Source organism: Bacillus sp. FF-1 (assembly GCF_028548245.1).
Taxonomy (GTDB): Bacteria; Bacillota; Bacilli; order Bacillales; family Bacillaceae_G; genus Bacillus_A; species Bacillus_A paranthracis.
The window spans coordinates 1-11,818 of record NZ_JAQQGG010000011.1 but is presented as its reverse complement, the minus strand read 5'-3'; the positions used below and the strand labels follow the sequence as shown (position 1 = coordinate 11,818).

At 33.6% G+C, this 11,818-nt stretch carries 9 protein-coding genes and 1 pseudogene; 1 reads left to right on the top strand and 9 read right to left on the bottom strand.

Translation table 11 applies throughout. From position 1 onward, the window contains the following. Window positions 1–153 precede the first annotated feature (153 nt). The 8 genes and pseudogenes from PQF83_RS25490 to PQF83_RS25455 all read right to left on the bottom strand — a co-directional run bounded on the left by PQF83_RS25490 (window position 154) and on the right by PQF83_RS25455 (window position 10,308). On the bottom strand, window positions 154–1,314 hold the full coding sequence (locus PQF83_RS25490; protein ID WP_000649885.1) for a Ger(x)C family spore germination protein: 1,161 nt from the start codon (window positions 1,312–1,314) through the stop codon (window positions 154–156). Between the two features lie 842 nt (window positions 1,315–2,156). Beyond that, window positions 2,157–3,311 (bottom strand): Ger(x)C family spore germination protein, encoded by a 1,155-nt coding sequence (locus tag PQF83_RS25485; protein WP_071713416.1) that lies wholly within the window; start codon window positions 3,309–3,311, stop codon window positions 2,157–2,159. Next, entirely contained in the window at window positions 3,308–4,003 is a 696-nt protein-coding gene (locus PQF83_RS25480) for a spore germination protein (protein WP_000881732.1), read from the bottom strand. The genes PQF83_RS25485 and PQF83_RS25480 overlap by 4 nt, the downstream gene beginning before the upstream one ends. Window positions 4,004–4,304: 301 nt before the next feature. Beyond that, window positions 4,305–4,787, bottom strand: a pseudogene (locus PQF83_RS25475) (sulfotransferase family 2 domain-containing protein); the annotation flags it as partial. 786 nt (window positions 4,788–5,573) lie between these two features. After that, window positions 5,574–7,841 carry a bifunctional glutamate--cysteine ligase GshA/glutathione synthetase GshB gene (gshAB, locus tag PQF83_RS25470; protein ID WP_000425291.1) on the bottom strand — a complete coding sequence of 756 codons (2,268 nt, stop codon included), beginning with the start codon at window positions 7,839–7,841 and terminating at the stop codon, window positions 5,574–5,576. Between the two features lie 74 nt (window positions 7,842–7,915). Next, window positions 7,916–8,188, bottom strand: coding sequence for a hypothetical protein (locus PQF83_RS25465; protein ID WP_000264853.1), 273 nt, complete (start codon window positions 8,186–8,188; stop codon window positions 7,916–7,918). A gap of 166 nt (window positions 8,189–8,354) precedes the next feature. After that, entirely contained in the window at window positions 8,355–9,188 is an 834-nt protein-coding gene (gene fghA / locus PQF83_RS25460; protein WP_000053341.1) for an S-formylglutathione hydrolase, read from the bottom strand. Window positions 9,189–9,192: 4 nt separating this feature from the next. Next, the gene (locus PQF83_RS25455; protein ID WP_000842153.1) at window positions 9,193–10,308 is read right to left on the bottom strand and encodes an S-(hydroxymethyl)glutathione dehydrogenase/class III alcohol dehydrogenase; all 1,116 of its coding nucleotides are present in this window, start codon (window positions 10,306–10,308) and stop codon (window positions 9,193–9,195) included. 122 nt (window positions 10,309–10,430) lie between these two features. Here PQF83_RS25455 and PQF83_RS25450 point away from each other — a divergent pair, with 122 nt between their 5' ends. After that, window positions 10,431–10,787, top strand: coding sequence for a winged helix-turn-helix transcriptional regulator (locus tag PQF83_RS25450; protein WP_000234699.1), 357 nt, complete (start codon window positions 10,431–10,433; stop codon window positions 10,785–10,787). 699 nt (window positions 10,788–11,486) lie between these two features. Here the strand turns inward: PQF83_RS25450 and PQF83_RS25445 are convergent. After that, window positions 11,487–11,818, bottom strand: a 332-nt coding sequence (locus PQF83_RS25445) for a Tn3 family transposase (protein WP_142243660.1), incomplete at its 5' end; no start/stop codon positions are given.

Below are 11,818 nucleotides of genomic sequence, written 5' to 3'. Positions count from 1 at the left end.
TGTAAAAGCTTGTTCACTTATATAATTTATGTAAGAAATACAGGTAATGTATATGAAGCAATCGAAGTTATGAAAATAAAATATATAATACGGGGTATAGCTAGTATTGATATTTGGCAGCTAATATCTAATTCGGTAACCAATCAAATTAACTCATTTTACTTTCTTGGGTAAAGCTGAACCTGAATGTTCAATTATTGAATGAACATGAACATTAATTTGGGCATCACTAAAATAATTTTCGCCTTGATCCCAATTCTTACGTATTTTCTTCCATTTTTTATAATTATGCCGCTTATATACTTCTCCTAACGCTAATACATCTACCTTATATTTTTTTTGAACAAGCTTTATTGATTTTTGAATCCTTTGTTCCACCTCTTTTGAAATATCCTTCGTTAAGCGTTTTTCATTCATGAATTTTTTATGATCACTAAAATGCAACTCCGCTAAAGCACCTTCGAGAAATAGATGAATATCAAACTTCGGTTTTGTAGTATTTTCAGTAAATACCTGTATTTTTCGGTGTAGCTTATGAATTTCATATGTAATAAGCTGGTCCTTTTTACGTATGGTAAAATAACCTCCTAATTTTTCACCGATTATAAAGTTTATTCCCACTGTCTGTTCGCCGTTTAACATTCCAACACACTTGTTATCCTTCCCACGAAACAACGCAGCCCCATCCATTTCTATCCCCTGTTTTGTAGGTTTTAAGACAGGTAGTACAAAACTTCGGTTTGAAATTATCTTTTCCTGCACGTCACCAATTCTTGCTGCCTCAACCATCTGAGCATTTTTAGGAGGGTGTTCAGCTAGCATATCAATATACTGTGCCGGTAAATTTTCTGGTTTTGCATTTTGTTTCAAGATTGCTTCTGCATTTTTCTCAGAAACAAATAGACGAATATTTCTTCTCATTTCATGATCTCGAATGTATACATCTAACGTATTTTGTAAAACATTTGGATTCGATAGTAATTCTTCAGAAAAAATGATTACTTGTATATGTGGAAAAAATAAAGTACGACTAATCTTTTTAGCGATTATTCGTATTTGTTCAAACACACTATCTCCTTTTGCACTCACATCAATATAATTATTCCCTGCGCCTTTTCCACCTTCTTGCGTTAACTTACTGGGAAGTACCATTTGATACGTCCCTTTCATAATTGGATTAGATTTCTTTTCCTTAACAATATCGTAAGCGGCACCTACTACAAAGCCTCTTTCTTCTATCTCCGCTAACTCAGAGCAACCGCTGATAGCCCCAGCTATAAGCGCAATTGTTATAACTTTAAAAAGACATTTCATTTCCACCATTCCTTCATTTTATCTTATATACAATAAAAATTAGTAAAGGCGCTAACACAATAAATCTCATATCAAATCACTTAAAATCCAAATAAGCCCACTGTGTGAAAAGAAAGTTTGGATAGCGATATCTCGAGGCATAGAAGATGCACCTATACATCACTGGTTGAAGATGCCACAAAAAACAAGTTCCCAACATCTAAGTTTTTCATCTCTATACTCAAATGATTTCAATTATTTTTGCTTCTCAAGATTCATTATAGAACCTTTATTTTTTTGATTAACTTAACAATTAATCTTCATGTAATTAAAAAGATAGATTATTGATTTTTATGAAAGGAAAAGATGTTTATGACACTACATGGACGTTCAGAATATTTACTGAAAGAATGAATGAAAAAATTACACTGTAAGAATAAATTTAATTTTGTGTTTTTTGAAGACAGCAGATGCAACGGACCTGAAGGTAGCTGTTTTAAGATGGGTGGTGAATTCGAACTTTTATTACAAAGAGCAGCTAAATTAGATCCCTTGTTTATTATTCATGGAGGAGACAAGGTTTATACAGTAGAAAAGAAATATGTATAACACTAAACAAAATCATTATCCCTAAAAACAAAATATACGGATTAAATAATTATAAAGTAGACTATTTAGAAAAATAATTATATCTTACCCGGCTTAATCCTATTTTAGCAATGCATGCGCAACCTAATATAGGGGTAGCGTCAGGAAAATGCGGATTTACAACGTTAAGGAATTCAATATAAAAAAGCCTAATTTCTCGGTGTTGCAAGAGCTTAGGCCTTTTTAAAAAACTATAAATACCGTTTGAATTAATATTAGGATCCATCTTGGTACTTCAACTTTCCGGAGTTAACTAAATTAACTTTAACTTTTAAATTCTTTATACTGTGTTCATTTAAGTAAAACGAGTCTGTTTTTACTTCTTCTTTCCATTTTCTTGGATTCTGACGGTATAATGATTCACCTAATTTGTAGATATCTGCATTTATTTCTATTCCTTTTTCAAAGGATTTTAGAATTTCTAATTTGATAATATCTTCAGTTTTTGTAATCAACTCTTTATCACTAATTTCCTTGATCTTCTCATTTATTCCAGCTTGAACTTCAACTCGAATATTAAAAAGTATGGGCTTACTACTCATAATAGGGGAAGTTGTAATCTTAGGTTTCTCTATCACTACGGAAACAACAGCGCTATCATTCTCAATAATCCACACAGGAGATCGAACGTTTTTTTCATCCATCCATCTTAGACCGTTTAAATCAGTCTCAGAAAGCCATCCTTCTAGGCGATTATTCCTTACAAAGAACGCTCCATCATTTCTTAATAATGGTGCTTTTTTGGATTCTTCTTTCCAATTTTCTGTTGAAATTTTAAGTGATGGGATATAAGCAGTTTGCCCCATCGGATCACTATCTCTAATAAATTGATAAAATTGTTTAGGTTGTATGTAAGACCGTTGTTTATACCTTTCCTTTGGTTCATGGAGAATGGTAGACAACCCCGATAATGTAAAAAAGGCTTTTGTTTTAAGTATATCATCAATGGGTTCCTTTGTAGCGTATAAGAGAATATTATAGCGTATTTCTCGGTACCGATTAATAAAATCAATAGAGTCTTTAATATCTTGTCTGAGCAGTCTTTCGCTTAATATTATTGTAGATACATGTCCCCAAAAAAGTCTTTGTTGAGCATCCTTATATAATTGATTTAATGCTTCCGTAATGGTAAAACCTTCACCTCTTCCTATCCACACTGGTGGTTGTTTATCAGGTCTAGCCCCCTCTAACTTAGCAACGTTAGAAAAGTCAAGTAACTGAGCATAAGCTATATATTTTCCTTCTTTAAAATCTATACCAAGAGCTGCAACATAATAAATATCTTGAACTTCTTTAATATTCCAACATCCAGATAACATTGCACTAGTGATAAGCATCATAATTATTAGTTTTATTTTGTGCAGCTTCACTGTTTTCCTTCTCCTTCGTCCGTTTTAGAACTATCATTGGTTCGGAGATAATCAACTCTATGTCTATAACTTCTCCACGGTAAACGAAACAATCCCTTGAAAAAATCTGAACTAGATTTTGGGAAAACTAAAGCTAAGTAAGGGATTCCAAAGGAACGTAATCTTGAGATATAAAGAACGATTACGAATCCGGCAAGCATAAATCCATATAACCCCATCAAAATTGAACATAATAGTACAAACCCTCTGAGTATGGATACTGCTCCTGCTAATATTTGGTTTACTAAGGTATATCCCGCAATAGCAGATAAAGCAGTAATAACAATGACAGAAGGGGAGATAAAACCCGAACGGATTGCAGCATCCCCAATGATTAGTCCGCCTACCACTGAAAGGGTTTGACCAAGGGGGGAGGGTAATCTTTGACCGGCTTCACGGAACATCTCAAAAAGGAACAAAACAATTATAAGCTCAAGTGGTGCTGGAAATGGTAGACCTGATCTTGCAACAGTCACAGTCGCAAGAAGAGGGAAAGGAATTTGATCTTGGTGATAAGCAAGTAATGCCATCCAAAATCCGGGTAGGAAGACAGCTAAAAGAAATCCTATCCACCGATAAAAGCGTGCAAATGATACAGTTAGAAAATTAAAGTGGGAATCTTCTGCAGCTTTTATTAGGGGTACCGCCAGCATTTCGGAAAAAAACCACGCTAAGAGAATATATATAAGAAAAGAGCCAGAATTTACCCCGCTAAGAGTAAATCGGCTCTTTAATATATAAAGGATGCACAGAAAAACCTAGAGGGGTTCAGCCGAGATACTTGTAGAAATGGGTCATAATCATACATTATTTTACAAATACATCTTATCTTGAAGGTATATGGATTATATAAAGTTAAAAATATAGTGTTAAACCCAAAAAAACACCATAACAGTGTTCACGGTGTTTTCCATATTAAAAATAAGACTATTATTTAAGTACTCTGAAACTGATTCATATTGTAGAAATATCCATTTTAAGATAATGATACGCTTCAAAATCTTCATTAAATATATCTGTAACTAATTTTATAGCCTCCGTATCATAAAAGCTCTGATATGTCGGCAGCCGAGGGAAAGATGGATCTGTAATGTCAGCTTCAGCGTAGTTTCCCTTATGAATCATCTTAGGCGCCTGATGATGCCATGATCTCGTTAATGTGTCTAGTGGGATAGTCTGTAAGTTATATTTGTTTTCTATTTTTGAGATTTCATTAGAGAAATTCTCTAAATATATATAATTGGTTACAAACTCTTCTTCTCCTTGAATATATTGTTGTGAATAGTGTGGATTAAGATAGTCAGAATCTGCCCCATTCGCGTGAAGATAATGTAAAAAATGTTTAAATGATTTTTTCTTTTTGCATGTACTGTCGTTATAAATAAACTTTCTAATAGGTTCCCACTCTGGATTTTCTATACCTGGTGGAGCAATAAGGGGTCACCATACCCAAAAAAGAAAATTGTACATTTAGACAAAATTTAGACACATTTAAACTGATTCCTGTACGTTAAGGAACCGATTACTTAGTTTACTACTTTTTTTAAAGAATCAAATAGTGAAAATTTCGTGGAAATTTGCTTAACGTAAGTTTTATATCAACTATTACGTTGGAGTACAGCCAAGGTACGTGTATTATCTACTATGAAAATCAGGAATATTTAAAGTATTCTAAGAAGAAGAATTGAGTGATAAGCTACGTTAACTACTTGATATCTTAACTAAGTAAATTATGTATTTAATGTATTCAAGGTAGTGCAATGAGAAGGTATCGAATAACCTTGCTTGGATAAACCGTGTCTCTTAAGAGCTCCTTAAGGCGCGTCCGTTACCTTGAGGGCAACGAACGGTTGTAGACTTCGATGTTGCAAGGATCGTTGTCAAACAAATTGTTTACATGTATTCAATGTAAAACTCTTATTAAATTAAGGTTTTTACTCCTAAGTATAGATAACATGTATATCTCGTCTGTATCCCTTTTTGACTTGCTCTTGATTGACCAAATAAGTCAAAATACCTTTCTAAATTTCCCTCTGATATTCCCCTATTTTATCTTATTCAAACTTGCATTCCAATAACCCATTTCTCATACGCCTGTTTCTAAAATAATAATTTAAATTGGGACCTCTGAGAGATCCCAATTAATTAAAAAGTAATGTCTCCTCTTGTTACATCATTTACAATTTTTATACTAATCCCTCTAACATCTCGAAGACTTCTAAATTATTTTTTTGGTAGTTCAGGGAATAAATAATGTAATATACAGATGGTCAAACGTCTGGATTTGCCTTTATACGGATATATATGCATATACATCGATGGATTAAAGTTTGCCTCAATAATTCCATAAGCATTTTTATTAGCTGCAGGAACTTCTGTATTTTCAATAATCAAATCAATACCACTAATATTTGCTCCAAGTGCCGACACAGCATCTACGGCAATTTTCTTATAATCATCGGGAATTTGATCTGTCATATCAATTGAGTCTCCACCTGTACTGACATTAGAATTTTCTCGCAGAAAAACAATTTCATCACTTGTTGGAATAGAATCTTTTCGATACCCTTGAGCTTTAAGCATTAGGACCTCTAATTCACCTAATTGTATATTTTCTAAAGGTGTTCTATGGTCCATTCCTCTTAATGAATTCAGGTTCTTTTGAGCGACTAACTCTTCAATCGTATGTGAACCGTCTCCTATAACATTGGCTGGAATTCGTAATAAAACGGCAGAAACTTTGCCATCTAGCACAAAAAATCGATATTCTGTTCCATTAATAAATTCTTCTATTAATACTGATGAGTCCTCTTTAAATGCTATTGTGAGTGCTTTTTGATAGTCTTCGTAACTTGCTCCGTTTTCTTTAAAGATAGATATTCCTAAACCATAATTTGTTGTTTTTGGTTTAACGACAAAAGGCTTTCCTGCAAATATATCATAGGAACGTAAGGCTTTTTCTATATCACTAAATTCCTCACCTATTGGTACACGAAATCCATGCTGTTGAAGAATTTTCTTTGTTACTGTTTTATTTTCCATAATTAATGGTGATATATAACTATCTTTACTTGTCATATTCCCATTTTTCACATATTCAACATGATTTCCTAACTGTAGTTTTAAAAATTGATCTTGTCGATCTAAAACGTCTACTTGTAATCCTTGTTGAATAGCATCAAACATTAAAATTTGTGTAGACAACTCCATGTCAGTAAATCCTGATAGTTGATATGGTTTATCCCATGCTTTTTTATAATTTTCTTTAGCAATACGGGAAGCTACCTGACTTTGACTACTTTTTATAATCTCTTTATAAAGTCTTCCAGCTAAAGTCTTACTTGGATCTGTTAGCATTTCTCTCAAGTTAACAAATAAGGTATTCGAAACAGTTATGTCTAACAGCCCTGTTAAATGTTCCATCTCATCAATAATACGCTCAGCATCTGTTTTAAATTGCGTATGTTCTAACGGATGTTCAAGAGCCACTAAATTATTTTGAAAATCACCGATTTTTACCCATTCATCATTATTATCGTCTTGATCAATCCAGAGTAAATAGATGAGGAAAAGATGTAGAAATTCTGCTTGTTCATGGCTAATTCCATATGTTTCAAAAGGATTTAAATCTAGGTTTCTTAATTCAATATAACGAATCCCATGATTTTTTAAATCTGAAACTTGAGGACCGCCCCTTAAACGGACAGATGCATAAAATTCTTTTTCTTCTAATAAAACCCCTTTACTTACCAGCGAAGAAAGATCAGATATATAGTTCTGTAAACTACTATAGGATACTTGAACATCATTTTCATTACTATAACCATATTTACTATTTCTAATGCTTCTTACGGCGTCATTTAAAGGATTTATTTCAAAGAAATTCTTTTCACTACTAGGAGAAGCACCGAAGAAATAAGTTATTAACCATCGATAGTGTAAATAATTCCTTGTGACTTTCAGATAAATTTCTGTTTTAAATTGATGATAATCTTTTATTTCTGATTGTAATTCAAATAATGCCTGAATCAAATTATCGCTAAATTCAAAATTGTAATGAATACCACTAATCATTTGTTTTCGTCGACCATAAGAATTAGATAAATATCGACGATATAAAACATTTTCATGATTATTAAGTTTCGCAATAACAATATCTTCTTCTTTTTCGGGCAACTGTGGTGGCATGCTTAATGGCCAAAGCATTTCGTTATTTCCCATAGAACGATAGGCAACATCATGGATAGCTGCTAAATAATTAAATAAATCTCCTAGTGTCTCAGTAACTGGTGTGATTAATTCCATTTGTGTTTCAGAGAAATCTCGCTGAATATAAGGATGTTCATCTCTTACTGAAATACTTTTGGGATGTTCCGTTTTAGCTAAACTTCCTGATAGGTCAACTCGTTGACTTTCTTTTTCAACTCCAAAACGTGCTTTTAATAAATATGGTTTAATACGGTCATTGTTTAACATTTTTTTCATTTCCATACAAACTGTACCTCCCATCAACTCAAATATTTGATATAGAAATAGCTAAAATTATAACCATTATTTTTTTGAATTTAGCATTTGGATATTAATGGCCAAAGCATTTTATTCTTATCCACGGAAAGAGAAGGGATTTCACGAATAGCTGCTAAGTAATTAATCATGTCTTCTAATGTTTTAGTATTAGGCTGAATATATGATCTTGTATCTCTTATCGAAAACGGTTTAGACGTTTCAGTTGAACTTTCAAATAAGTCAACTTGTCGATTTTCCTTTTCAATCTCATAACGAGATTTTAATAAGGATGGTTTAACACGGTAATTAAATAACATTTTTTTAATCCACATGAACTCTTCCTCCCAATTTATTTGTTTTTACAAACTATATAATATGACAAAATATAACAATCAAAAGCACCCACATCTCTACATGCGGATACTTTTGTTACTATATTTTGCTGTAAACTTAAATACTTCATATGCCATTGGAAGTGGGTATTGTTGTAAATAAGAATCATCTTAAATACTTCATATGGAAAGAGAAATGCTCATTTAAGAAAGTGGAAATAAAGAAGTAGCTATGATCATAGCCCTCCATTTTTTTATAAGTTACCATTTGACTATTTTTTTGAGCGTTCTCTAAGAAAATATGTTCTTCCAATTGTTTCGGATAAAACTCGTCTTGACTACCTTGCATAATAAGAATTGGTGGAATAGTAGCTTCTTTAATTAATTCTGAAGCATCCCATTCTTTCCAAGAATCTTTGTCTTCACCTAAATAAGAGGTGAAAGCATTTATTCCCCATGGTACTTGACTAGGAGTTAAGATTGGAGAAAAAGCAGAAACCGCTTTGAATCTCTTAGCATTTTTCAAACCGATCACTAAAGCCCCATGTCCTCCCATTGAATGCCCCATTATGCTTTCTTCACCTGAAAAATTAGGTACTATAGTCGAAGCAATGGATGTTAATTCATCTACGATATACGAATACATTTTATAATGCTGTGCCCAAGGATCCTGGGTAGCATTTAAATAAAAACCTGCCCCTTGTCCAAGATCCCATGCTGCAACATCAGAAACGTATTCTCCACGTGGTGAAGTATCTGGCATAATCACTGCAACTTGATGTTTTTCAGCCAAACGTTGAAATCCACTTTTTTGACTAAAATTATCATCTGTACAAGTTAAACCAGATAACCACCATATAAGTGGAATTTTTTTCTTTTCTTTATTTGATGGTAAGTAGATACTAAATTTCATATCACATTGCAAGACTTCGGAATAATGGCTATACTTACGTTGCTCTCCTTCGAAAGAACGATGTTGTTCAATACATTTAAGACTCATTATCTCACTCTCCGTAAGTTAAAATCGTACGAATGGATTCACCTTTGTGTAATAAGTCAAATGCCGCATTGATGTCTTTAAATTCTAAATGATGAGTAATAAATGAATCTAAATCAATATCACCATGCATATAATCTTCGACCATTTCTGGAAGTTCAGATCTTCCTTTAACTCCACCAAAGGCTGATCCACGCCATACTCGGCCCGTTACTAATTGGAATGGACGAGTATGGATTTCTTTACCAGCACCAGCTACTCCGATAATAATACTTTCGCCCCAACCTTTATGACATGCTTCAAGAGCGGATTTCATTACTTCAACATTACCAATACATTCGAAGCTATAATCCACGCCACCATCTGTCATTTCGACTATAACTTCTTGAATTGGGCGATCATAATCTGCAGGATTCACAAAATCAGTCGCTCCCATTTTTTTAGCGAGTTCCCATTTTTGGGGATTCAGGTCAACTGCAATAATTCGGCTTGCTTTTGCTTGAACCAATCCTTGAATAGCTGCTAATCCAATCGCTCCTAAACCAAATACAGCTGTTACAGCTCCTTCTTCAACTTTTGCAGTGTTGTGTACAGCACCAATACCTGTAGTCACACCACATCCTAATAAAGCAACTTTATCTAACGGAGCGTTTTCATCGATTTTCGCTAAGTTAATCTCATTAACAACTGTATATTCACTGAATGTACTAGTTCCCATGTAATGATAAAGGGGCTCTCCATTATAAGAGAAGCGAGTTGTTCCATCAGGCATTAAACCTTTACCTTGTGTTTCTCGTACAGCACTACATAGGTTTGTTTTACCAGAACGACAGAATTTACATTCTCCACATTCAGGTGTATATAGTGGAATAACATGATCCCCAGGTTTTACTGAAGTAACTTCATCACCTACTGAAACGACAACACCAGCACCTTCATGGCCTAATACAGCAGGAAATACTCCTTCTGGGTCGTCACCTGATAATGTAAAAGCATCTGTATGACAGACAGAAGTATATAGTATTTTTACTAATACCTCTTTTGCTTTTGGCTCTTCTACATCGATTTCTACGATTTGAAGTGGCTCCCCTGGCTTAAATGCAACAGCAGCTCTACTTTTCAATTGAATCCCTACTTTCTTTTTTTATTGTTTACACCACTAAGATTACACTTTATAATTTTAATTACAATACTGACAAATTTGTCACTATAAACATTTTTTTCGCGAGAGGAAGGTCAAAAATTATGGTTATTCATTATAAGGACAAGGAATTTTTCACTGGAAAAGATTTAGCTTTATCTGTGATAGGAGGGCGTTGGAAAATAGCAATTATATGGTGTTTGTTACAACGTTCGCCATTAAGATTAAGTGAAATACAAAAAAAGCTGCCTGAAGTTAATCAACGTATGTTGATTAGACAATTAAGAGAATTAGAAGACGATAAAATAATTACTCGATGTGTATACCCCGTAGTGCCTCCTAAGGTTGAGTATGAACTTAGTGAAATTGGTCATCAACTAGAGAATGTTGTAACAGCCATCTGTGATTGGGGAGATGACTTTAGTGATTTTGTAGAAAAAGATTCGGACGAACTTAGTTGAAGAAACAAGTAAATATCGATTCATTAAAAATAGTGCGTAATTGTATGACTTAATCCATAAATTTGCATACAAAAAACCGATAACTTTGCATCGAATGCTGTAAAGTCATACGTAACGACTAGTTAAGATAATTAACGAAAATATACGCTAAGTAAATTTCGACATAAAATGAGCCGAATTTCCTACTCTAAGGGGTCCCGCCAACCAAATGACATAAAACCCACGTTAATAAATTTTATGGAAAATAAAAATCCGGTTTTCCTGTATTAAAAAATATTTTACAAAGAAAAAGCTGATTTCCTTATCTTAAAGAAAATCAGCTTTTGGCGTAGTTATTAATTTAGAGGTTGATGGGGTTCAGCCGAGATACGTGTAAAAACGGGGCATGAGCTGTAATATATTTCCATTGTTGGGTTTTTAGATAAAAATATCTACCTCATGATTAACAAAAAGCTGATTACCTATGCGCTATAAATGAACTGCCCCAATTGTTAAACAAAACCTAGCAATTGGGGCAGTTCATAGTTATCATTTGACTCTTCTAGTGACCTTCTCAAGTAAAGCACCCTTTGGTTGAATAAGATTTATTTATTCATTCCCATCAATCGCTTAATTGTTCTTATTTGGGGTACAGTCAGGAAAATGCGGATTTACAACGCTAAGCCCATTTCCCCGACTATTCCCCCAGTTTTAACAACGTTAAGAAAGTTTCAAGGGTCTTAAAGAATCTAACGAGACCATTTTCTCCGAATTAAAATGGTATTCTCCAAGTAAATTAATATGTTCCCAACCTAGAGGTGACATATGGTGCAATAATTCTTCATTAAAACTACCTGACCGTTTTTGATATTCAACTGCCTTTGTTAGATGTAAAGTATTCCAGATACTGATGGCATTGATAATGATGTTTAAAGCACTGGCTCTTTGCAATTGATGTTGTATAGTCCGTTCCCTAAGCTCACCTTGTTTTCCGAAGAAAATAGCTCTTGCTAATCCGTTCATGGCTTCTCCTTTATTTAATCCCCTTTGTA

Excerpts from the sequence above, each read along its gene's own strand:
- PQF83_RS25490 (WP_000649885.1), bottom strand. The coding sequence starts at position 1,314 with ATGAAATGTCTTTTTAAAGTTATAACAATTGCGCTTATAGCTGGGGCT.
- gshAB (WP_000425291.1), bottom strand. The coding sequence starts at position 7,841 with ATGGAAATGAAAAAAATGTTAAACAATGACCGTATTAAACCATATTTA.
- PQF83_RS25450 (WP_000234699.1), top strand. The coding sequence starts at position 10,431 with ATGGTTATTCATTATAAGGACAAGGAATTTTTCACTGGAAAAGATTTA.
- PQF83_RS25480 (WP_000881732.1), bottom strand. The coding sequence starts at position 4,003 with ATGCTGGCGGTACCCCTAATAAAAGCTGCAGAAGATTCCCACTTTAAT.
- PQF83_RS25465 (WP_000264853.1), bottom strand. The coding sequence starts at position 8,188 with ATGTGGATTAAAAAAATGTTATTTAATTACCGTGTTAAACCATCCTTA.
- fghA (WP_000053341.1), bottom strand. The coding sequence starts at position 9,188 with ATGAGTCTTAAATGTATTGAACAACATCGTTCTTTCGAAGGAGAGCAA.